This window comes from Streptomyces sp. SCUT-3 (assembly GCF_014083985.1).
In the GTDB taxonomy this organism is placed as follows: domain Bacteria; phylum Actinomycetota; class Actinomycetes; order Streptomycetales; family Streptomycetaceae; genus Streptomyces_H; species Streptomyces_H thermolineatus.
The window spans coordinates 4,327,619-4,349,217 of sequence record NZ_CP046907.1 but is presented as its reverse complement, the minus strand read 5'-3'; the positions used below and the strand labels follow the sequence as shown (position 1 = coordinate 4,349,217).

Below are 21,599 nucleotides of genomic sequence, written 5' to 3'. Positions count from 1 at the left end.
GAGAAGAGCCGCCGCCGTGCGTCCGCGCCGACGCGGGCCGCCGCCGGCGGGTGCCCCCGTCCCTTCCAGCAGCGGAGAAACCCAGTGACCACCCGCGTACCCCCGCCGCTCCCCCGCTCCTCCGCCCCGGTCTCCCGGATTCCCGGGCCGGCCGCACCCCCCGCGGGGCGTGCGGCGGGGGCCGGGCGCACTTGGCGGGACCTTCCCGCGGCGCAGCAGCCCGAGTGGCCCGACTCCGGGGCTCTGCGTGATGTGATCGCGGACCTCGAGTCGTATCCGCCCCTCGTCTTCGCCGGAGAGTGCGACCAGCTGCGCGCGCGCCTGGGGGCCGTCGCCCGTGGCGAGGCGTTCCTGCTGCAGGGCGGCGACTGCGCGGAGGCGTTCGACGCCGTCTCCGCGGACCAGATCCGCAACAAGCTCAAGACGCTCCTGCAGATGGGGGCGGTGCTGACCTACGCGGCCTCCGTCCCGGTGGTCAAGGTCGGGCGGATCGCCGGCCAGTACTCCAAGCCGCGTTCGAAGTCGACCGAGACCCGCGACGGGGTGACGCTGCCGTCGTACCGGGGCGACTCGGTCAACGGCTTCGAGTTCACCGAGTCGGCCCGGATCCCGGACCCGGAGCGCCTCAAGCGCATGTACCACGCCTCGGCGTCCACGCTGAACCTGGTGCGCGCCTTCACCACCGGCGGCTACGCCGACCTGCGCCAGGTGCACGCCTGGAACCAGGACTTCGTGAAGTCCTCCCCGTCGGGGCAGCGCTACGAGGCGCTGGCCCGCGAGATCGACAACGCGATGAACTTCATGCACGCCTGCGGGGTGGACCCGGAGGAGTTCCGCACCGTGGAGTTCTACGCCTCCCACGAGGCGCTGATCCTGGACTACGAGTCCGCCCTGACCCGGGTGGACTCGCGCACCGGGAACCTGTACGACGTCTCCGGCCACATGCTGTGGATCGGCGAGCGCACCCGGCAGATGGACGGCGCGCACATCGAGTTCGCCTCCCGGATCCGCAACCCGATCGGGGTCAAGCTCGGCCCGACCACCACGGCCGAGGACGCGCTGGCCCTCATCGAGCGGCTGGACCCCGAGCGCGAGCCGGGCCGCCTGACCTTCATCACCCGGATGGGCGCGGACAGGATCCGCGACCTGCTGCCGGAGCTGGTGGAGAAGGTCACCGCCTCGGGCGCGCGGCCGGTGTGGGTGTGCGACCCGATGCACGGCAACACCTTCGAGGCCGCCAGCGGCCACAAGACCCGCCGCTTCGACGACGTGCTCGACGAGGTCAAGGGCTTCTTCGAGGTCCACAAGGCCCTGGGCACGCACCCGGGCGGCATCCACGTGGAGCTGACCGGCGACGACGTCACCGAGTGCGTGGGCGGCGGCCACGAGATCCTCGTCGACGACCTGCACCAGCGCTACGAGACCGCCTGCGACCCCCGGCTCAACCGCAGCCAGTCCCTCGACCTGGCCTTCCTCGTCGCGGAAGTGCTCCGCGGAACGACGGCGCCCCGCACGGCGCCCGGCCGTCCCGGGGGCCGGGCATGACGGTGCGCGCCGTCCGCGGCGCGATCCAGGTGGAACGGGACGAACCGGATGTGCTGCGCAGCCGGGTCGCGCTGCTGATCACGGAGATCCTGAGGGCCAACGGCCTGGAGCCCGACGACCTGATCAGCATGATCTTCACGGCGACCTCCGATCTGGTCAGCGCGTTCCCCGCCGAGGCCGCCCGGGAGCTCGGCCTGGTCGACGTCCCTCTGATGTGCGCCCGGGAACTCGACGTGGAGGGCGGGCTCCCCCGCACGGTGCGCATCCTGGCGCACGCGGAGACCGACAGGCGGCCGGCCGACATCCGGCACGTCTACCTCGGGGGCGCCGCCGTGCTGCGCCCGGACCTCGCCCGGCCCGGCGGGGGCACCGCCCCAGGGTCCCCCGGCACGGGCGGGTGACCGTCCGGTCCTCACCGCCCCCGGTTCCGGGCCGCGGCACGGGCCTGTGCGGAAGAAGGCCGGGGGCGGCGCCTCCGCACAGGCGCCGCCCCCGTTCGGGATGGTCGATGGGTGCCGTCGCCGGCCGGACCGGGAAGGGATCGGGTCCCGGGCCGGCCGGTGACGGCCGCCGCGTCAGCGGCTGTCGCTGCCGGCGCTCTCGGCCGCGGCGCGGCCCGCCTCCAGGCGGGCGACCGGGATCCGGAAGGGCGAGCAGGACACGTAGTCCAGTCCGACCTCGTGGAAGAAGTGCACCGACTCCGGGTCGCCGCCGTGCTCGCCGCACACGCCGAGCTTGATGCCCGGACGGGTCCTCCGGCCCGCCTCGACGGCCGAGCGGACCAGCGAGCCGACGCCGTCCCGGTCTATCGTCTCGAACGGGGAGACGCCGAAGATGCCCTTCTCCAGGTAGGCGGTGAAGAAGCTGGCCTCGACGTCGTCGCGGCTGAATCCCCACGTGGTCTGGGTCAGGTCGTTGGTGCCGAAGGAGAAGAACTCCGCGGCCTCGGCGATCTGGCCGGCGGTGAGGGCGGCGCGCGGCAGCTCGATCATGGTGCCGATGGCGAGGTCGAGGTCGGTGCCGGCGGCGCGGGCGACGTCGGCGACGACCTGCTCGACCTCCTCGCGCACGATCTCCAGCTCCTGCACGGTGCCCACCAGCGGGATCATGATCTCCGCCTTCGGGTCCCCGCCCGCCGCCCGGCGCTCGGCCGCGGCCTCGGCGATGGCGCGCACCTGCATGGCGAACAGGCCGGGGATGACCAGGCCGAGGCGCACGCCGCGCAGGCCCAGCATCGGGTTCTGCTCGTGCAGGCGGTGCACGGCCTGCAGCAGGCGCAGGTCGTTCTCCTGGGGCTCCTTGCGGGCCTCGGCGAGGGCGACGCGCACCGACAGCTCGGTGATGTCGGGGAGGAACTCGTGCAGCGGCGGGTCGAGCAGGCGGACGGTGACCGGCAGGCCGTCCATCGCCTCGAACAGCTCGGTGAAGTCCTTCTTCTGCACGGGCAGCAGGGCGGCGAGGGCCGCCTCGCGCTCGGCGTCGTCGTCGGCCAGGATCAGCCGCTCGACCTGCTCGCGGCGCTCGCCGAGGAACATGTGCTCGGTGCGGCACAGGCCGATGCCCTGGGCGCCGAAGCGGCGGGCGCGGGCGGCGTCCTCGGCGCTGTCGGCGTTGGCCCGTACGCGCAGGCTGCGTACGCCGTCCGCGTAGGTCATCATCCGGTGCACCGAGCGCACCAGGTCGTCGCCGTCCTCGGGGGCCGTGCGGCCCTCGAAGTACTCCACGACCGGGGAGGGCACGACCGGCACCTCGCCGAGGAAGATCTTGCCGGAGGAGCCGTCGATGGAGACGACGTCGCCCTCCTCGACGACGATCCCGCCGGGGGCCGTCATGCAGCGGCGCTTGGTGTCGACCTCGAGCTCCTCCGCGCCGCAGACGCAGGTCTTGCCCATGCCGCGGGCGACGACGGCGGCGTGCGAGGTCTTGCCGCCGCGCGAGGTGAGGATGCCCTCGGCGGCGATCATGCCGTTGAGGTCGTCGGGGTTGGTCTCGCGGCGGACGAGGATGACCTTCTCGCCCGAGCGGGACCACTTCACGGCGGTGTAGGAGTCGAAGACGACCTTGCCGACCGCGGCTCCGGGGGAGGCGGCGATGCCGGTGGCGATCTTCCGTCCGCCCGCCTTCTCGTCGAAGCGGGGGAACATCAGCTGCGCCAGCTGCGCGCCGTTGACCCGCTGCAGCGCCTCGGCCTCGTCGATCAGGCCCTGGTCGACGAGCTGGGTGGCTATGCGGAAGGCCGCGGCCGCGGTGCGCTTGCCGACGCGGGTCTGGAGCATCCACAGCTTGCCGCGCTCGATGGTGAACTCGATGTCGCACAGGTCCTTGTAGTGCGTCTCGAGGGTCTCCATGATCTGCATGAGCTGGTCGTAGGAGGCCTTGTCGTAGTTCTCCAGCTCGGCCAGCGGCACGGTGTTGCGGATGCCGGCGACGACGTCCTCGCCCTGGGCGTTCTGCAGGTAGTCGCCGTAGACGCCCTGGTGGCCGCTGGCCGGGTCGCGGGTGAAGGCCACACCGGTGCCGGAGTCCTGGCCGAGGTTGCCGAAGACCATGGAGCAGACGTTGACCGCGGTGCCCAGGTCGCCGGGGATGCGCTCCTGCCGGCGGTAGAGCTTGGCCCGCTCGGTGTTCCACGAGTCGAAGACCGCGCGGACGGCGAGGTCCATCTGCTCGCGCGGGTCCTGCGGGAACTCGCGGCCGGTCCCGGCCGCCACGATGCCCTTGAACTGCTCGACGAGCTTCTTGAGGTCGTCGGCGTCCAGGTCGACGTCGCTCTCGGCGCCCTTGGCCTTCTTCGCCTCGTCCAGCGCGTCCTCGAACAGCTCGCCGTCGACGCCCAGCACGGTCTTGCCGAACATCTGGATGAGGCGGCGGTAGGAGTCCCAGGCGAACCGGGGGTTGTCCGCCTGCGCGGCCAGGCCCTCGACCGAGGCGTCCGACAGGCCGATGTTGAGGACGGTGTCCATCATCCCCGGCATGGAGAACTTCGCGCCGGAGCGGACGGAGACCAGCAGCGGGTCGTCCGCCTGTCCCAGCTTCTTGCCCATCCGTCGCTCGAGCGCCTCCAGGTGAGCGCTGACCTCGTCACGCAGCTCGGGGGGCTCGGCGCCGCTGGCGAGGTAGGTCTTGCACGCCTCGGTGGTGATGGTGAAGCCCGGAGGGACGGGCAGACCGAGGTTGGTCATCTCGGCGAGGTTGGCGCCCTTGCCGCCGAGCAGGTCTTTGAGGTCCTTGTTTCCCTCGGTGAAGTCGTAAACGAATTTCTTCTGATCCGACACGGGACCGACTCTCCTCGCGCACGGGTGCCCTGACGCCGCGGAGCGTACCCATTTCGAAGGTTCCGCAGTACATCCACTGCACGTCACACGGCTGTAACCATCCGTCGGCCGAACGATCGAAAGTGACGGGGACCACTCCCCGCCCGATCAGATGAGCAGTTCCAACCGGCATCCCTGTCTTCATTCTTTGAACACATGAGTTCCAGCTGTGCTGGCATATGCCAAATTTGCCCGCTCTTTTCCACTCCCTTCGTTCGCCCCGTGTTGACCTGTTGGACATTTTCCCCGGATCGAGCGGCTGCAAGATTTGAGAACGTAGTTGCACCATGTGATAGTAAAGCGCTCAGATGAGCACCCTGCGGGGCCGGGAAAAACCCCTCCCGGGTGGCGAGGATCACGCCCCATGTCTCACGTGACGGACCCATTCGGGCCGGACCCTGCTCATCTGAGCAATCGGAGGGAGAGGTGGGGCGGGCGGGGTCACCCCCGGTCCGCCCCGCTGGTCAGCCCCTCGGCCAGGAGGCGCTCCGCGGCCAGGAAGAGGACGACCACCGGCACCGTCAGCACCACCGAGCCGGCCATGAGCACGGTCTTGGGCACCTCCACCCCGCCGGCGAGCTGCTGCAGCCCCAGGGAGACGGTCCACTTCCCCGGCTCCGCGACCAGGAAGAGCAGGGCGAAGAGGAACTCGTTCCACGCGATGACGAAGACGTACAGGCCGGTGGCGGCCAGGGAGGGCGCGGCCAGCGGCAGCACGACCCGGCACACGGTCTGCGGGCGCGAGCACCCGTCGAGCGCCGCGGCCTCCTCAACGCCGCGGGGCACGGTGGCGAAGTAGTTGCGCAGCATGTGCACCGAGACCGGCACCGTCTGCGCCACGTAGACCACCGCCAGGCCGCCCAGACTGCCCTGCAGGCCGAGCCGGGCGAAGATCACGAACAGCGGGACGGCCAGCAGGGTGGCGGGGAAGAGGTAGAGCGCCAGGAAGAGCACGCCGACACGGCGCCGCCCGAAGAACCGCAGCCTGGCCACCGCGTAGGCGCCGGGCACGGCGGCCAGCAGGGCCAGGGCGACGGCGGCCAGGGAGACCAGTGCGGAGTTGCCCAGCATCCGCAGGAACCCCTGGCCGCCGGACGAGGCCGGCAGCAGCACGTCGCGGTAGGTGGACCAGGTCGCCTCCCGCGGCCACAGCCCGCCGGGGTCGGCGAGCAGCTGCTCCACCGGCTTCACCGACAGCAGCAGCATGTAGAGGAAGGGCAGCACGGTCACCGCCGCGAAGAAGGCGATCGCAGTCCGGCGCAGGACGGACACCGTCCGCTCACCGGACCGGCCCCGTGCCCGTCCGCCACCCCGGCCCCCCACCGCATCCCCCGCCGTACCGCCCGCCCGGGCCGCGGCCGGCCGCGCGCTCACGCCTCGTCCTCCGCCCTGTCCGCGAAGAAGCCGAAGTAGAGCCCGAGCAGGAGCATCAGCACCGCCGCGAGCACGAGCGCCTGGGCCGCGGCCGCACCCACGTCGTAGCGCGCGGTGAGGAAGTCGTAGACCCGCACCGCGACCACGTCGGTGCCCGCGCCCCCTCCGGTCAGCAGGTAGACGTCGTCGAACTTGTTGAACGTCATGATGAAGCGCAGCACCGCCAGCAGGGCGATCACCGGCATCAGCTGGGGCAGCAGGACGTACCTCAGGCGCTGGGCCGGTCCCGCGCCGTCGACCGTGGCGGCCTCCTCCAGCTCCCGCGGGACGGCCTGGAGCCGGGCGAGCAGGAACAGGAAGGCGAAGGGGAAGTACCGCCAGACCTCGAAGGCGACGACGGTCAGCAGGGCCAGGGGCACCTCGAACTGCGCCCCGAGCACGGAGACCCCGTGACTGCGCGAGGACAGGAAGGGGACCGGTGCGTCCCACCCCGGCAGCCGCGCCCCCCACTCGTTGACCACGCCGTACTGCGGGCTCAGGGCGACCTCCCAGACGAAGGCGACGGCGACGACCGGGGCGACGTAGGGCAGCAGCATCGCGCCGCGCAGCAGCCCCCGCCCGCGGAAGGGCCTGCGCAGGGCCAGCGCGGCGGCCAGGCCGAGGAGGATCGAGCCCGCGGTGCCCCCCACGGCGTAGAACAGCGTGGTCCACAGGGACGGCCAGAAACCGGGGGCGGCGAAGACCCGGCGGAAGTTCTCCAGGGTCCAGCCCGACAGCAGGTCCGTCTCCTGGATGTCGGCGAGCCGGGCGTCCTGGAAGGCCAGCACCGCGGTCCAGACCACCGGCAGCAGGACGACGGCCGCGACCACGGCCACGGTGGGCGAGACGAAGGCCAGCCCGGCCCTGTTCTCCCGGGCGGCGAGCGTCGGGGGACGGCGGCGCCCCACGGCGCGGCGGACTGTGCTCATCGGGTGACCTCGGGGCCGAGGGGTCGGAGGAGTCGGAGGGTCGGGGGCGGTGGGAATCGGGGGCCGCGGGCCGGCCACTGCGGGACGGCCGCTCCGGGACGGTCATTCCAGGGAGGTGCGCAGTGCCTCGACCTCCTCCGCGGCCTCCCGCGCGGCCTGCGCGGCGGTGATCCGGCCGTCGGCCACGGCTCCGATCACCCTGGGCACGGGCAGCTCTCCCATGGTGGCGCCCACCAGCGCTCCCTGCCCCTCGGCGATGCCCCAGCGCCGCATGGCCCCGACCCCGGCCAGCAGCTCGTCGAGGAGGGCGTCGGGGTAGACCTCGTCGAAGGGCCGCCGGGTGTCGGTGCCGATCGGGGCGGACCGCCACGCCCGGGTGTAGCGGTCGGGGTCGTCCCGGGTGCCGGAGCGGACCGGGATCTTGCCCTCGGCCGCCGTGCCGAACCACGCCTCGTAGCCGGGGCCCGTCATGTGGCGGACGAAGTCTCGCGCGGCGGAGGTCTCCGCGGTGCGGGTGACGGCCCAGGAGGTGACCTCCCCGTACTGGGCGGGGGCCCTGCCGTCCGGTCCGCGCAGCGCGGTGACGATCCCGGTGTTGCGGGCGAGGAAGCCGGGGTCGCCCGTGCACTGCGGGCAGGCGGGCAGGGCGTCGGCGCGCAGTCCGGCGAGTTCGTCCAGGACCATCGAGGACCACAGGAGCATGGCGGACCGGCCGGAGAAGTAGGTCGCCCGGGTGGTGTCCACCGTCTGGGTGCCCGGCGGGCCGTGCTCCCCGGTGAGCTCGCCGTAGAGGCCGAACGCGGTGCGGCAGGGGCCGCTGTCGAGGGCCACGGCGCCCCGGTCGTCGACGAGGCGGCAGCCGTTGGCCAGGGCGAGGTCCTCGAAGCTCTGCTGGGTGAAGACGTCCCCGGGGTCGGTGGCCGCGGCGATGCCCTCGGTGCGGCCGCGGTCCAGGGTGCGCGCGGCGGTGAGGAGGGCGTCGTAGGTGGTGGGGGCGGGCAGGCCGGCCCGTCGGAAGAGGTCCTTGCGGTAGGCGAGCACCTGCAGCCAGGCGTCGCTGGGGACGGCGAGGCGGACGGGGCCGTCCGAGGCGAGCGCCAGCGCGTTCCGGTCGAACGTCTCCGGGCCGAGCTCCTCGACGATCCCGCCCGCGGTGCGGGTGTCCAGCAGCCCGTTGCCGTGCATCTGCCAGACCTGGGCCAGCGGCACGGCGCCGATGACGTCCGGCAGCCGGCCGGCCGCGGCGGCGGACATCACCATCTGCGGCAGCTGCGCCTCGGCGACCCCGACCAGCTCGACCTCGATCCCGGACTCCTCCTCGAAGTCGTCGGCGATCCGCCGGGCGGCCTCCATGCGCGGGGGGAGGTTCTCCAGGCTCCAGACCGTGATCCGGCCGTCGGAGCGGTCGGCGCCGCGGTCGGCGCAGCCGGCGGCCGGTCCGGCGGCCAGTACGGCGGCCGCCACCGCCGCGACCGCCCTCAGGGGGCGGAAGGGGAGAAAAGAGCATCTGCGCACGAACCACACCCGGCCGATCTGCGTCTTTTGACATGGATCACAACGCCGTCCCCGCTTGTTGACAATTGTTGTCTTCGTATTAACTTCGGCAACAGGCAGGGCTCGTCCGAGCCCTGTACCTGTTCGGTCACCCTGCGTGGAGAATCCGTGGACAGCGTCCCCCTCATACCGCTCCCCACCCGGCACCGGGCGCACTCCCCTCTCCACGCCTCTCCCCCGACGGCGCGGGCAGGGCGCTGCGGCACGGCGCGCAGCAGGTGCTGCTGGGGAACTGGACCGGCGCCTCCACCGTCCCGTCCCGCACCCTGTACCCGCACCAGTGGAGCTGGGACTCGGCGTTCGTGGCGATCGGCCTGCGGCACTTCTCCCCCGGGCGGGCGCGCGGCGAGCTGGAGACGCTGCTGGCCGCACAGTGGCTCGACGGGCGCGTCCCGCACATCGTCTTCAACCCGTCCGTGCCGCTCGGCTCGTACTTCCCCGGGCCCGACTTCTGGCGCTCCGGCGGCGCCGCCACCGGGGCGGGCTCACCCGCCCGGACGGAGACCTCCGGGATCGTCCAGCCGCCGGTGCACGCGCTGGCCGCGTGGCTGGTCCACGAGGCCGACCCCGCGGGCTCGGCCCGCAGCGGCTTCCTGGCCCGGGTCTACCCGCGGCTGGCCGCCTGGCACCGCTACCTGACGACCGCCCGGGACCTGGGCGGGGCCGGACTGGCCTCGGTGGTCCATCCGTGGGAGTCCGGCATGGACAACAGCCCCTGCTGGGACGGCCCGCTGGACCGGATCGAGCCCGTGGACCCGCGCGCCTTCCGCCGCGCGGACCTCGCCCACGGCGCGGCCGACCACCGGCCCACCGACCTCGACTACGGCCGCTACGTGCGGCTGGCCGCCGACTACCGCGACCACGGCTACAGCGATACCGACGCCCCGCACCGGTTCGCCGTCGAGGACCCGTGCCTGAACGCGCTGCTGATCGTCTCCGAGCTCGCCCTGGCCCGGATCGCCCGCGAGACGGGCGCGGACGCGGACGCCCACGAGCGGCACGCCGCCCGTCTGACGGCCGCCCTCGTGGAGCGGCTGTGGGACGCGGAGTCGGGGATGTTCCTGTGCCGGGACGTCCGCGACGGCGAGGGCGGCACGCTGATCCGCGAGCGCAGCGTGGCCGGCCTGGTGCCGCTGATCGTGCCCGGCCTGCCGGGGCACGTCGTGGCGGCGATGGTCGCCACCGCGCACGGCGAGCGCTTCGCCCTCGGCCGGCTGGCGATGGTGCCCAGCTACGACCTGCACGGCGAGTCCTTCCACCCCTCCCGCTACTGGCGCGGCCCGGCGTGGTTCAACACCAACTGGCTGATCGAGCGCGGCCTGCGCCTGCACGGTGCCACCGAGCAGGCCGACGCGCTGCGGAGCGGGCTGTTCGCCGCGGCGGGCGCCTCCGGCTTCGCCGAGTACGTCGACCCGTTCACCGGCCGGGCCTGCGGCGCCCGCTCGTTCAGCTGGACGGCGGCCCTGACCGTCGACCTGCTGGACGGTCCCGACGACCACTTCCCGCTCGGCACGCCGGGCGGCGCGCCCGGGCTGTCCGTCCCCGCGCCGCGGACCGCCTCCGCGGCGGCCCCGGCGGTAATCGCGGCGGAGGCATCGGCGGCCCGCCGCTGACCGGCACCCGTCCGGCGGGGCCCTGCCCGGGAGGCGGGGCCCGGCTGCGGCCGGCGCCGGCCGGTCAGCCGCCGGAGGTGTCGAGCTCGGCCTCGGCGCCGACGGCCGCGCAGTCGTAGGGGTCGTCGAGCCAGCCGTCCGGCAGGACGACCCGCTTGGCGCCGGCGGTGCGTCCGCGCGGTCCCTCCGCGCCGGCCGGCCACTGCTGGCCGGGGTCGGCGCCGGCCAGCAGCCCGTCCAGCTCGGCGAGCGAGGATGCCATGGCCAGGTCCCGGCGCAGCTGCGAGCCGACCGAGAACCCCTTGGTGTACCAGGCGACGTGCTTGCGGAAGTCGATCACGCCGCGCTCCTCGTCCTCCAGCCACTCGCCCAGCAGCTGCGCGTGGCGGCGCATGACCTTCGCGACCTCGCCCAGCGTGGGGCGGGCGGAGCCGCCCCGGCCCTCGAAGGCGTTCACCAGGTCGCCGAAGAGCCAGGGGCGGCCCAGGCAGCCGCGGCCGACGACCACGCCGTCGGCGCCGGTGGTGCGCATCATGCGCACCGCGTCCTCGGCGCACCAGATGTCGCCGTTGCCGAGCACCGGGATCTCGGTGACCGCCTCCTTCAGGCGGGCGATCGCCTCCCAGTCGGCGGTGCCGCCGTAGTGCTGGGCCGCGGTGCGGCCGTGCAGGGCGATCGCGCTGACGCCCTCCTCCACGGCGATCCGGCCGGCGTCGAGGTAGGTGAGGTGGTCGTCGTCGATGCCCTTGCGCATCTTGACGGTGACCGGGAGGGATCCGGCGTTGCCGACCGCCTCGCGCAGGATGGAGCGCAGCAGGTTGCGCTTGTAGGGCAGCGCGGACCCGCCGCCCTTGCGGGTGACCTTGGGGACGGGGCAGCCGAAGTTGAGGTCGACGTGGTCGGCCAGGTCCTCCTCGACGATCATCCGCACGGCCCTGCCGACGGTGGCCGGGTCGACCCCGTAGAGCTGGATCGAGCGCGGCTTCTCGGAGGCGTCGAAGTGGACCAGCCGCATCGTCTTGGCGTCCCGCTCGACGAGCGCGCGGGTGGTGATCATCTCGCTGACGAACAGCCCCTTGCCGCCGCTGAACTCCCGGCACAGGGTGCGGAAGGGGGCGTTGGTGATCCCGGCCATCGGCGCCAGCACCACCGGCGGCCACACGGTGTGCGGGCCGATCTGCAGGGGTGCGGCGTCAGCGGTCATGGCGGGGTGCGTCCTCGTGGCTCGGCTGCTGGGGCGGCCTCCCATTGTCCCCCATCCGGGCCGCGGCCCCCGACCGCCCCGGAGGGCCGGCCGCCGCGCACGGCCGCAGGCGGCGCGGGAACGGGACGGGCCCCGGCTCGGGGAGCCGGGGCCCGTCGGGGCCGCGGTGGCCGTCGCGGGGTGACGCGGGCCGTCGCGGGGTGACGCGGTGGCGTCAGCAGCCGAGGAGGCGGCTGCCGAGGTACGCCTGGACCTGGTCCAGGGAGACCCGCTCCTGCTTCATGGTGTCGCGCTCGCGCACGGTGACCGCGTTGTCCTCGAGGGTGTCGAAGTCGACGGTCACGCAGAACGGGGTGCCGATCTCGTCCTGGCGGCGGTAGCGGCGGCCGATGGCGCCGGCGTCGTCGAACTCGACGTTCCAGTTCTGGCGCAGGTCGGCGGCGAGCCCCTTGGCCTTCGGGGAGAGGGCGGGGTTGCGCGAGAGCGGGAGCACGGCGACCTTGACCGGGGACAGGCGCGGGTCGAGGCGCATCACGATGCGCTTCTCCATGACGCCCTTGGCGTTGGGGGCCTCGTCCTCGGTGTAGGCGTCGAGCATGAACGCCAGCATCGTGCGGCCGACGCCGGCCGCGGGCTCGATGACGTACGGCGTCCAGCGCTCGCCGGCCTCCTGGTCGAAGTACGACAGGTCCTGGCCGGATGCCTTGGCGTGGGCGCCGAGGTCGTAGTCGGTGCGGTTGGCGACGCCCTCCAGCTCACCCCACTCGCTGCCGCCGAACTGGAAGCGGTACTCGATGTCGGCGGTGCGCTTGGAGTAGTGGGAGAGCTTCTCCTGCGGGTGCTCGTACCACCGCATGTTCTCCTCGCGCATGCCGAGGCCGGTGTACCAGTTCCAGCGCTGCTCCATCCAGTACTCCTGCCACTTCTCGTCCTCGCCCGGCTTGACGAAGAACTCCATCTCCATCTGCTCGAACTCGCGGGTGCGGAAGATGAAGTTGCCGGGGGTGATCTCGTTGCGGAAGGACTTGCCCATCTGGGCGATGCCGAACGGCGGCTTCTTGCGCGAGGTCTGCTGCACCTGGGCGAAGTTGGTGAAGATGCCCTGGGCGGTCTCGGGCCGCAGGTAGGCGACGGAGCCGCTGTCCTGGGTCGGGCCGAGGTGGGTGGAGAGCAGGCCGGAGAACTGCTTGGGCTCGGTGAACTGGCCCTTGTTGCCGCAGTTGGGGCAGTTGACGTCGGCCAGGCCGTTCTCGGGGAGGCGGCCGTGCTTGGCCTCGTACGCCTCTTCCAGGTGGTCGGCGCGGAAGCGCTTGTGGCAGGCGGTGCACTCGGTGAGCGGGTCGCTGAAGGTCGCGACGTGGCCCGAGGCGACCCAGACCTCGGGGGCCAGGATCACCGACGAGTCGAGACCGACGACGTCCTCGCGGGAGGTGACCATGTAGCGCCACCACTGGCGCTTGATGTTCTCCTTGAGCTCCACACCCAGCGGCCCGTAGTCCCAGGCGGCACGCTGACCGCCGTAGATCTCGCTGCAGGGGTAGACGAAGCCACGGCGCTTGCTCAGGCTGACGATGGTGTCGATCTTGTCGGCGGCCACGGTGCTCTCTTCATTACGACGGAGGCGGTCGAGTCACTCGCCGGTGCACGCGGCCGAGCCGCTGCGGCCGAGCGAATACCTCAGGTTACCGGCGTGCCCCGCCCGGCCAGCAAATCCCCCTCCCGGTCGGTGCAGTTGGGAGGCCAATTGACAATCGTTTCCAGTTTTGTTGAAAATGAGAGTCATGAACATACGTCGTCGCCGCCTCCTCCCCGCCGCACTCGCCGGACTCGCCGCCGTCGGTCTGACTGCCGTCACCGGCTGCTCCTCCTCCGGCTCGGCGCAGGGAGGGGGCGGCGACGGCCGGGTGGACGTCGTGGCGTCCTTCTACCCCGTGCAGTTCCTCGCCGAGGAGATCGGCGGGAAGCACGTGAAGGTCACCGCGCTGACCGCGCCGGGCGTCGAGCCGCACGACCTCGAGCTCAAGCCCCAGCAGGTGGCGGCCCTCTCCGAGGCCGACCTGGTCGTCTACCTCAAGGGCCTGCAGCCCGCGGTCGACGAGGCCGTCGAGCAGTCCGGGGCCGCGGCCACCGTCGACGCCGCCACGCTGACCGAGCTGGAGAGCCACGGCACCGGCGGCGACGGCCACAACCACGGCGAGGAAGCCGACGGCGAGCACGCCGGGGAGGAGCACGGCGAGGAGGGGGCCCCCGACCCCCACGTCTGGCTCGACCCGGTCAAGTACGCCGAGGTCGCCGAGGGCGTGGGCAAGGCCCTCGCCGAGGCCGACCCCGAGCACGCCGGGGCCTACGCGAAGAACACCGACGCCCTGGTCGCCAAGCTGAAGGGGCTGGACGCCGACTTCGAGAACGGGCTGAAGAACCGTTCCACCGACACCTTCATCACCGCCCACGCGGCCTTCGGCTACCTCGCCGAGCGCTACGGCCTGGACCAGGAGGCCATCGCCCTCGACCCCGAGAGCGAGCCCAGCGCCGCCCGCATGAAGGAACTGCACGAGCACGCGAAGGAGGACAATGTCTCCACGATCTTCTTCGAGACGCTCGCCAGCGACCGGACCGCGAAGGCCCTCGCCGACGACCTCGGGCTGAGGACCGACGTCCTCGACCCCCTCGAGGGCATCACCGGCGCCTCGAAGGGCAACGACTACTTCGAGGTCATGGAGAGCAACCTCGCGGCCCTGAAGAAGGCCCTCGGCAGCAAGTGACCCCCAGCGCACCAGCCCCGGAGGCGTGACCATGGACCGATCACCCGCGGCAGGCACCGCGGCCGAACCCGTCATATCCCTGCGCGGCGGCACCGCCGTGCTGGGCGGGCGCCGCGTGCTGCGCGGCGTGGACCTGACCGTGCGGCGCGGGGAGGTCGTCGCCCTGCTCGGCGCCAACGGCTCCGGAAAGTCCACGACCGTGCGCGCGGTCGTCGGCCAGGTGCCGCTCACCGACGGCGACCTGGAGCTGTTCGGCACCCCGCTGCGGCGCTTCCGCGAGTGGCGGAGGGTCGGCTACGTCCCCCAGCGCACCACCGCCTCCGGCGGCGTCCCGGCCACCGTGCGCGAGGTCGTCTCCGCCGGACGCCTGTCCCGCAACCGGATCGGCCCGCTGCGGAAGGCCGACCGCGCCGCCGTGACGCGGGCCCTGGAACTGGTCGGCATGGCCGGGCGGGCCGGCGACCCGGTCGAGGTGCTCTCCGGCGGCCAGCACCAGCGCGTGCTGATCGCCCGCGCGCTGGCCTCCGCCCCCGAGCTGCTGATCATGGACGAGCCGATGGCCGGCGTCGACCTGGCCAGCCAGGAGGTGCTGGCCGGCACCCTGCGCGAGCAGGTCGCCGCGGGCACCACCGTGCTGCTGGTCCTGCACGAGCTCGGCGCGCTGGAGCCGCTGATCGACCGCGCCGTGGTGCTGCGCGACGGCTGCGTCGTGCACGACGGCCCCCCGCCGCCGGCCACCGGCCAGCACGCCCTGCCCGGTCACGACCACGTCCACCCGCACACCGGCGCCGACGCCGAGACGATCCGGACGGGACTGCTCACGTGAACCTCCTCGACTACGCGTTCATGCAGCGCGCCCTGCTCGCCGCCGTCCTGGTCGGCATCACCGCGCCGGCCGTGGGCACCTACCTCGTCCAGCGCCGCCAGGCGATCATGGGCGACGGCATCGGGCACGTCGCGCTGACCGGCGTCGCCCTCGGCTTCCTGACCGGCACCAACCCGGTGTGGACGGCCGTGCTCGTCTCGGCGGCCGGCGCGGTGGCCATGGAGTACATCCGCTCCCGCGGCAAGGCCCAGGGCGACATCGCCCTCGCCCTGCTCTTCTACGGCGGCATGGCCGGCGGCGTGATGATCATCAACCTGGCGCCCGGCGGCTCCACCGCCAACCTGACGACCTACCTGTTCGGGTCGATCACCACCGTCGCCGCCGAGGACGTCGCCGCCATCTGCGTGCTGTCGGTCTTCGTCCTCGCGGTGGCCTTCGGACTGCGCCGCCAGCTGTTCGCCGTCTGCCAGGACGAGGAGTTCGCCAAGGTCACCGGGCTGCCGGTGCGCCTGCTCAACCTGCTGCTGGCGGTCACCGCCGCCGTCACCGTCACCGTGGCCATGCGGGTCGTCGGCCTGCTGCTGGTCAGCGCACTGATGGTGGTGCCGGTCGCCGCCGCCCAGCAGTTCACCCGGGCGTTCTCCGCGACCCTGGCGTCGGCCGTCGGCATCGGCACCGCCGTCGCCCTCGGCGGCACCGTCGGCTCCTACTACGCGGACGTGCCGCCCGGAGCCAGCATCGTCGTCCTGGCCATCGCGGTCTTCGGCCTGGTGGCCGCGTTCGCCGCGCCCCTGGCCCGGCGCAGGGCCCGCGGTGCGGCCCGCGCGGAGGAGGCGTGCGCGTCCGGCGCCTCCGGCACCCGGGCCCCCGGGGACGACGTGAAGGTCTGACCGGCGTCCGTGCCGACGCCCCGGCCGGGTCGTCGGCACGGACGCGAAGGACCGGCCGCCACGACTGGCACAATGGCGGGACCCTGCCGAAGGATCCCGCCCCGAGAAGGGGGGACGACGGCACCACCGACGAGGAGGACCAACGGTGACCACCGCCAAGCCGCCGGTTCGCGGGCGATCCACCCGGCAGCGCGCCGCCGTGGCGAGCGCCCTGGAGGAGGTCGACGAGTTCCGCAGCGCCCAGGAACTGCACGACCTGCTCAAGCACCGCGGTGACTCTGTCGGTCTGACGACCGTCTACCGCACCCTGCAGTCCCTCGCCGACGCCGGCGAGGTGGACGTGCTGCGCACCGACGAGGGCGAGGCCGTCTACCGCCGCTGCAGCAGCGGGCACCACCACCACCTGGTGTGCCGGCGCTGCGGCCGGGCCGTCGAGGTCGAGGGCCCCGCCGTCGAGCGCTGGGCCGAGGCGGTCGCCGCCGACCACGGCTTCGTCGACGTCGCCCACACCGTCGAGATCTTCGGCACCTGCGCCACCTGCGCCGAGGCCGAGGCGGCCGGGGCCGTCGAGGCCGGTTCGGGCGCCGGCGCCTGAACCGCCGCCCGCGCCCCGGCACAGCTGCACACCACTGCCCCGGGCCGGGGGCGGGCCGTGTCCGCCGAGGCCGAGGACCGGCGCGCCCCCGTCCGGGACCGGGCCGGTGCTCCCGCCTCCGCCGGCGCGCAGGGCGCGGGCGCGAAGACGCGGCGGCGACGATCCGGACTACTCCTGCGGGGCGAGCTCGGTCATGGGGCCCCACCCGTGCTGGTCGGGAACGTTCACATTGATGATCTCGGGCGTCTCGGCGATGGCGGTGGCCATCGCGGCCAGCCCTGCCGCGAAGTGGTCGGACTGCACGTGGGCCGCTCCCGCGGCGTCGTCCTCGAACGCCTCCAGCAGCGTGAACCTGTTCGGGTCGTCGACGTCGCGGGACCAGTCGAAGAAGAGGTTGCCCGGCTCGGCGCGGGTGGCCTCGGTGAAGGGGCCCACGAGGGACAGCCACTCGTCGGTGTGCTCCGGGCGGACGGTGAAGCGTACGGCGATGAAAATCATGGCTTCACGATGCAGTGTCCGGCAGCCTGCGGCCAGCCGCGGGCGGGTTCATTCCGACGCTGCCGGAAACGCGGCCGCGGCCATTGCGAGGAGGGAGCCGACCTCGCCCCGGCGTCGCCGGAAGTCCTCGACGGGGAGCGAGACGGACAGGGCGCGGTCGGGACGGCCGGACAGCGGGACGGCGAGACAGGTGTAGGCCGGGTCCGCCTCGCCGACGGAGACCGCGATGCCCCGGTCCCGGACGCCCGCGAGCTCCGCCTCGAAGCGTTCCTCGTCGGTGATCGTGCGTTCGGTGAGGCGTGCCATCCCGTGGTCGGCGAGGTAGCGCCGCCGTGCGGCCCGGGGCAGCGGGGCGAGCAGGGCCTTGCCGTGGGCGGTGGCGTGCGCCCGGGTCTCGGGTCCTGGGGCGAAAGGGTGCCGGGTGTCGGTGAGGGGCGCGGTGGTGTCGACGACGGTGATGCGTCCGCCGCGGTACTCGGTGAAGTACGCCTCGGCGCCGGTGGCCCGCCGCACGTGCCGCAGCAGCGCGGCGACCGCCGTCCCGGCGCCCGTGTGCCGCTGGAAGGACCGGTGCAGGGAGGGGATGCGGGGCCCGGGAGCGTATCCTTCCGGGCCCCGCATCAGGTACCCGCGCGCCGTCAGGGGGCCCAGCAGGTGGTACACGGTCGACAGCGAACACCCCGCGCGCCGCGCGAGCGCCTTCGCGCTCAGCGGTCCCGGCGCGTCGGCCACCGCGTCCAGCAGGACCAGCGCGCGGTCCACGGACTGGGGCCCGGGCATGGCGTTGATCCTTTCGGGTGGGCTTCGCAGCCACGAGGGTACCGCCGCCACCCACCCCCGTCCCCGAGGACCGGCCCGAACGCCCCGCCCCGGTCCCCCGACCGCGCCCGTCAGTCCCGGCTCTGCCGGGCGGTCCTCTCGCGCAGCAGGCGCAGCCCCTCGGCACGGGACTCGGCCGTCTCGCCGTAGGGGATGCCGTGGGTGAGTTCGGCGTCGGGGAAGAGCTGCGCCATCCACATCGAGCAGTAGTGGCCCGGCATGAAGCACACCTCCAGGTCGGTGTGGATGCGGGTGACCTGCTCGGGCTCGACGCCCGCGGCGTGCAGCTCGGCCCACAGCCGCTCCTCCGGGTGCAGGCAGATCCCCCCGGAGGCGGTGACGATCGTCAGCTTCCCGGAGGCGTCCCGGTACTCGACGGCGGCGTACCACTCGGTGCCCGAGGTGTGCCGGATGTCGTCCAGCACCAGCGGCCACCAGCTCTCCGGGTCCGCGAGCGCCTGCGGGTCGGCCTGCGCGAGCCGCTCCTTCAGCCGCCGGAAGGCCGTGGTCGCCTCCGTCCCGTCCTTCGCCGCCGCGAACCCGGCCAGTGCCTCGTCCAGCGCCCGCAGGCCGTCCGCGAACGCCTCGGGGGTGGTGTTGACGAAGCGCAGCGGCTCGTCCCAGTCCAGGAGGACCGCCCGCACGACGCCGTCCGGGTCCGCGCAGATCTCGTAGCCGCTGTCCGAGCCCAGGCGGGCCCAGTGCCGCCGCGCGGTGTCCCCCAGGACGGCCAGTCCGGCCGCCTGCGCGTACCGGTGCAGCTCGACCGGGTCGGCCGGGTCGCTCGTGAAGTACGGGCCGACCTGCCGCGGCACCGCCGTCCCGGCGATCCGCAGCACCGCGGGCGGCGCTGCGGCCGGGTCGCCGCCGGCGGCCCCGTCGAACGTCCGCGGCGCGTCGTCCGCGCGCCGGTCGGCGAGCAGCCCGTCGGTCTCCGTCATTCCCTCTCTCCGGTTCTGCCGTGCGTTCCCGCGCGCGGGCGGGCGGTACAACCGGGAAAGTTCACCACACGCCGCCGGCGGGGGCCCTGCGGGCCTCGTCCGGGGCCCTGCCCGGCGGCGGGGGCCCGCGGCGCCGTCAGACTCCGGTCGGTTCCTCGCCGGGGGCGGCGGGGGCGGCGGGGGCGGCGGGGGCCTCGTTGGGCTGGGCGCCGCCGAAGCGGCGGTCGCGCTGGGCGTACTCCAGGCAGGCGCGCCACAGGTCGCGGCGGTCGAAGTCCGGCCACAGCACGTCCTGGAAGACCAGTTCGGCGTAGGCGGACTGCCAGATGAGGAAGTTGGAGGTGCGCTGCTCGCCGGAGGGGCGCAGGAACAGGTCCACGTCCGGCATGTCCGGGTGGTACATGTACTTGGCCAGGGTCTTCTCGTTGACCTTGGACGGGTCCAGCTTCCCGGCCCTGACGTCGGCGGCCAGGGCGGCGGCGGCGTCGGCGATCTCGGCGCGGCCGCCGTAGTTGACGCAGAAGTACAGCGTCATGGCGTCGTTGTCGCGGGTGCGCTCCTCCGCTATCTGCAGCTCCTGGACGACGCTCTTCCACAGCTTGGGCATCCGGCCGGCCCAGCGGACGCGGATGCCCAGCTCGTGCATCTCCTCGCGGCGGCGCGCGATGACGTCCCGGTTGAAGTTCATCAGGAAGCGGACCTCGTCGGGCGAGCGCTTCCAGTTCTCGGTGGAGAAGGCGTACAGCGACAGGTTCTTCACGCCGAGTTCGAGGCAGCCCTTGAGGACGTCCATGACGACGCCCTCGCCGACCTTGTGGCCCTCGGTGCGCGGCAGGCCGCGCTCCTTGGCCCAGCGGCCGTTGCCGTCCATGACGACCGCCACGTGCTTGGGCACCAGGTCGGAGGGGATCTCGGGCGGCCGGGCGCCGGAGGGGTGCGGGTCGGGGGCCCGGTACTCCCGACGCTGCCGACCCAGGAACCCGCGACGTGCCATGGCCATGCGCTTATTTCTCCACGTATCTCAGCGAGCGGAGGCCCCGCTCCAGGTGCCACTGCAGATAGGCGGCCACCAGGCCGCTGCCCTCCCGGCAGAAGCGCGCCTCGCACGCGTCCGCCGTCTCCCAGTCCCCCGTGAGCAGGGCTCCGAGGAGTTCCAGGGACTCCGGAGAGGGTACGACGCTTCCCGCCGGACGGCACTCCCCGCACACCGAGCCGCCGGCGGCCACCGAGAAGAAACGGTTCGGGCCGGGCATTCCGCACTTGGCGCAGGCGTCGAAGCTGGGCGCGTAGCCGTTGACCGCGAGGGAGCGCAGCAGGAAGGCGTCCATGACCAGGTGGGGCGCGTGGGCGCCGGAGGCCAGGGTGCGCAGGCCGCCGACGAGCAGCAGGTACTGCTGGACGGCCGGCTCGCCCTCGTGGTCGGTGAAGCGCTCGGCGGTCTCAAGCATCGCGGTGCCGGCGGTGTAGCGGCCGTAGTCGGTGACGATGCCGCCGCCGTAGGGGGCGATCGTCTCCACCTGCGTGCACAGCGGCAGCCCGCGGCCGACCAGTTCGCCGCCGCGGGCGAAGAACTGCACGTCCACGTGGGAGAAGGGCTCCAGCCGGGCGCCGAACTTGGACTTGGTGCGCCGCACCCCGCGCGCGACGGCCCGCACCCGGCCGTTGCGGCGGGTCAGCAGGGTGATGATCCGGTCCGCCTCACCGAGCTTCTGGGTGCGCAGCACGATGCCGTCGTCGCGGAACAGACTCATGGACCCATTGTCCCGCAGCCGCCGGGCCCGCCGGGCGCCGCCCCGGGCGCACCGGCCCGGCGGTTCAGGAAGGCGTGCGGGCGACGGCCTCGAGGGTGCTGTCGGTGTGCTCGGGGGACATCATCAGGCAGCGGCCGACGGCGGCCAGGGCCTCGCGTTCGGCCGGCAGGTAGGGGCCGTCGGACAGGGCGATGCGGGCCCCCTGGACGAGGAGGTGCTCGCAGCCCTGGAGGGCGAGGTGGCCGGCGAGCGGCCCGAGGGCGTCGCGCAGTTGCTCGGCCAGCCTGTTCCCGCAGTCGTCGGCCGGGGTCCCGTCCGGGCACCGCACGGCGAGCAGGGCCCTCAGCTCCTCCTCCGTGCAGTCGGGGAACCCGGCCTCGCGGACCGCCTCGGCGGCGGCGCGGCGCGCCCGGCGGCTGTCCGGCCCGCCGGCGACGAGGACGGCCAGGGCCACCGCGTGGGCGGCGTCGCGGAGCATGGCGGTCAGGCGGGCGCTGGTGGGGTGCTCCAGGGCCTCGGTGCCGTGGCGGCCGTGGCAGGCCGAGCACTCCACGACCGGCCCCGCCTGCCCGCGGGGGGCGACCGGCAGGCCCATGACGGTCAGCAGCCTGCGGCCGGTGCGCCGCCGGTAGCTGCGGTCGCCGCCGCAGTCGGGGCAGAAGAAGACCCCGTCGGACTCGGTGTGCCAGACCGTCCGCACGCCCCATACGCACAGGCCCAAGATCCGCAGCACAGCCAGTACCTCCGGCCTCCTCGTCGAGCGCCTGTCCCGGCATGTGAACGTGATGTTAACCACAGTCGTGATGCGACGTCAGTACCCCGCCCGAAGTCAGCCGAAAACACACCGCGGGCCGAGGGCCCCGGGAACGGCCCCGGAGCCGGGTCCGCGCCCGGGTCCGGGGCCGTTCCCGGTCCCGCCGTGCCGCCCCGGGGCCGGCCGCGCGG

At 73.4% G+C, this 21,599-nt stretch carries 19 protein-coding genes; 7 read left to right on the top strand and 12 right to left on the bottom strand.

Going from position 1 to position 21,599, the window contains the following annotated elements; all coding sequences use genetic code 11:
* Positions 1–138: 138 nt before the first annotated feature.
* Complete coding sequence (locus tag GQS52_RS19235; protein WP_182316572.1) at positions 139–1,545, top strand: 3-deoxy-7-phosphoheptulonate synthase class II; 1,407 nt, start codon at positions 139–141, stop codon at positions 1,543–1,545.
* Positions 1,542–1,946, top strand: a complete 405-nt coding sequence (aroH, locus tag GQS52_RS19230; RefSeq protein ID WP_182314602.1) for a chorismate mutase — start codon at positions 1,542–1,544, stop codon at positions 1,944–1,946. The genes GQS52_RS19235 and aroH overlap by 4 nt, the downstream gene beginning before the upstream one ends.
* 174 nt (positions 1,947–2,120) lie before the next feature.
* Here the strand turns inward: aroH and ppdK are convergent, their stop codons facing one another.
* The 4 genes from ppdK to GQS52_RS19210 form a co-directional block, all read right to left on the bottom strand.
* A complete protein-coding gene (gene ppdK / locus GQS52_RS19225; RefSeq protein WP_182314601.1) occupies positions 2,121–4,820 on the bottom strand; it encodes a pyruvate, phosphate dikinase in 2,700 nt (899 codons plus the stop codon).
* A gap of 480 nt (positions 4,821–5,300) precedes the next feature.
* Positions 5,301–6,131 carry a carbohydrate ABC transporter permease gene (locus tag GQS52_RS19220; RefSeq protein WP_259370861.1) on the bottom strand — a complete coding sequence of 277 codons (831 nt, stop codon included), beginning with the start codon at positions 6,129–6,131 and terminating at the stop codon, positions 5,301–5,303.
* A 98-nt stretch (positions 6,132–6,229) separates the two neighbouring features.
* On the bottom strand, positions 6,230–7,201 hold the full coding sequence (locus GQS52_RS19215; RefSeq protein WP_182314600.1) for a sugar ABC transporter permease: 972 nt from the start codon (positions 7,199–7,201) through the stop codon (positions 6,230–6,232).
* 102 nt (positions 7,202–7,303) lie between these two features.
* Complete coding sequence (locus GQS52_RS19210) at positions 7,304–8,716, bottom strand: extracellular solute-binding protein (RefSeq protein ID WP_259370860.1); 1,413 nt, start codon at positions 8,714–8,716, stop codon at positions 7,304–7,306.
* A gap of 236 nt (positions 8,717–8,952) precedes the next feature.
* On the opposite strand from GQS52_RS19210, the gene GQS52_RS19205 reads away from it, so the two are divergent.
* Positions 8,953–10,368 carry a trehalase family glycosidase gene (locus tag GQS52_RS19205; protein WP_259371154.1) on the top strand — a complete coding sequence of 472 codons (1,416 nt, stop codon included), beginning with the start codon at positions 8,953–8,955 and terminating at the stop codon, positions 10,366–10,368.
* Between the two features lie 64 nt (positions 10,369–10,432).
* On the opposite strand, the gene dusB is transcribed toward GQS52_RS19205, so the two are convergent.
* Together dusB and GQS52_RS19195 are read right to left on the bottom strand one after the other, a co-directional pair.
* Positions 10,433–11,572 (bottom strand): tRNA dihydrouridine synthase DusB, encoded by a 1,140-nt coding sequence (gene dusB, locus GQS52_RS19200; protein WP_182314598.1) that lies wholly within the window; start codon positions 11,570–11,572, stop codon positions 10,433–10,435.
* Between the two features lie 214 nt (positions 11,573–11,786).
* Positions 11,787–13,169 (bottom strand): glycine--tRNA ligase, encoded by a 1,383-nt coding sequence (locus tag GQS52_RS19195; RefSeq protein ID WP_182314597.1) that lies wholly within the window; start codon positions 13,167–13,169, stop codon positions 11,787–11,789.
* A 184-nt stretch (positions 13,170–13,353) separates the two neighbouring features.
* Between GQS52_RS19195 and GQS52_RS19190 the strand changes: the two genes are divergently transcribed.
* From GQS52_RS19190 to GQS52_RS19175, 4 genes are all read left to right on the top strand, one after another.
* The gene (locus GQS52_RS19190; RefSeq protein WP_182314596.1) at positions 13,354–14,334 is read left to right on the top strand and encodes a metal ABC transporter substrate-binding protein; all 981 of its coding nucleotides are present in this window, start codon (positions 13,354–13,356) and stop codon (positions 14,332–14,334) included.
* A gap of 31 nt (positions 14,335–14,365) precedes the next feature.
* The gene (locus tag GQS52_RS19185; RefSeq protein ID WP_182314595.1) at positions 14,366–15,160 is read left to right on the top strand and encodes a metal ABC transporter ATP-binding protein; all 795 of its coding nucleotides are present in this window, start codon (positions 14,366–14,368) and stop codon (positions 15,158–15,160) included.
* Positions 15,157–16,050 (top strand): metal ABC transporter permease, encoded by an 894-nt coding sequence (locus tag GQS52_RS19180; RefSeq protein ID WP_259370859.1) that lies wholly within the window; start codon positions 15,157–15,159, stop codon positions 16,048–16,050. The genes GQS52_RS19185 and GQS52_RS19180 overlap by 4 nt, the downstream gene beginning before the upstream one ends.
* A gap of 145 nt (positions 16,051–16,195) precedes the next feature.
* On the top strand, positions 16,196–16,645 hold the full coding sequence (locus GQS52_RS19175) for a transcriptional repressor (RefSeq protein WP_182314594.1): 450 nt from the start codon (positions 16,196–16,198) through the stop codon (positions 16,643–16,645).
* Positions 16,646–16,813: 168 nt separating this feature from the next.
* Here the strand turns inward: GQS52_RS19175 and GQS52_RS19170 are convergent, their stop codons facing one another.
* The 6 genes from GQS52_RS19170 to GQS52_RS19145 all read right to left on the bottom strand — a co-directional run bounded on the left by GQS52_RS19170 (position 16,814) and on the right by GQS52_RS19145 (position 21,378).
* Positions 16,814–17,143: a putative quinol monooxygenase gene (locus tag GQS52_RS19170; RefSeq protein ID WP_182314593.1), complete on the bottom strand. Its 330-nt coding sequence runs from the start codon at positions 17,141–17,143 to the stop codon at positions 16,814–16,816.
* A 48-nt stretch (positions 17,144–17,191) separates the two neighbouring features.
* On the bottom strand, positions 17,192–17,923 hold the full coding sequence (locus GQS52_RS19165) for an IclR family transcriptional regulator C-terminal domain-containing protein (protein WP_182314592.1): 732 nt from the start codon (positions 17,921–17,923) through the stop codon (positions 17,192–17,194).
* 110 nt (positions 17,924–18,033) lie between these two features.
* Positions 18,034–18,903: a nucleic acid/nucleotide deaminase domain-containing protein gene (locus GQS52_RS19160; protein ID WP_182314591.1), complete on the bottom strand. Its 870-nt coding sequence runs from the start codon at positions 18,901–18,903 to the stop codon at positions 18,034–18,036.
* A 136-nt stretch (positions 18,904–19,039) separates the two neighbouring features.
* Positions 19,040–19,897 (bottom strand): isoprenyl transferase, encoded by an 858-nt coding sequence (locus GQS52_RS19155; protein ID WP_182316568.1) that lies wholly within the window; start codon positions 19,895–19,897, stop codon positions 19,040–19,042.
* Between the two features lie 10 nt (positions 19,898–19,907).
* A complete protein-coding gene (gene recO / locus GQS52_RS19150) occupies positions 19,908–20,654 on the bottom strand; it encodes a DNA repair protein RecO (RefSeq protein ID WP_182314590.1) in 747 nt (248 codons plus the stop codon).
* 64 nt (positions 20,655–20,718) lie between these two features.
* Positions 20,719–21,378 (bottom strand): TerB family tellurite resistance protein, encoded by a 660-nt coding sequence (locus tag GQS52_RS19145; protein ID WP_182316567.1) that lies wholly within the window; start codon positions 21,376–21,378, stop codon positions 20,719–20,721.
* Positions 21,379–21,599: the final 221 nt, after the last annotated feature.

Coding starts and splice junctions, on each gene's coding strand:
- aroH (WP_182314602.1), top strand. CDS start 1,542: ATGACGGTGCGCGCCGTCCGCGGCGCGATCCAGGTGGAACGGGACGAA.
- GQS52_RS19215 (WP_182314600.1), bottom strand. CDS start 7,201: ATGAGCACAGTCCGCCGCGCCGTGGGGCGCCGCCGTCCCCCGACGCTC.
- dusB (WP_182314598.1), bottom strand. CDS start 11,572: ATGACCGCTGACGCCGCACCCCTGCAGATCGGCCCGCACACCGTGTGG.
- GQS52_RS19190 (WP_182314596.1), top strand. CDS start 13,354: ATGAACATACGTCGTCGCCGCCTCCTCCCCGCCGCACTCGCCGGACTC.
- GQS52_RS19185 (WP_182314595.1), top strand. CDS start 14,366: ATGGACCGATCACCCGCGGCAGGCACCGCGGCCGAACCCGTCATATCC.
- GQS52_RS19170 (WP_182314593.1), bottom strand. CDS start 17,143: ATGATTTTCATCGCCGTACGCTTCACCGTCCGCCCGGAGCACACCGAC.
- GQS52_RS19165 (WP_182314592.1), bottom strand. CDS start 17,923: ATGCCCGGGCCCCAGTCCGTGGACCGCGCGCTGGTCCTGCTGGACGCG.
- GQS52_RS19160 (WP_182314591.1), bottom strand. CDS start 18,903: ATGACGGAGACCGACGGGCTGCTCGCCGACCGGCGCGCGGACGACGCG.
- GQS52_RS19155 (WP_182316568.1), bottom strand. CDS start 19,897: ATGGCACGTCGCGGGTTCCTGGGTCGGCAGCGTCGGGAGTACCGGGCC.
- recO (WP_182314590.1), bottom strand. CDS start 20,654: ATGAGTCTGTTCCGCGACGACGGCATCGTGCTGCGCACCCAGAAGCTC.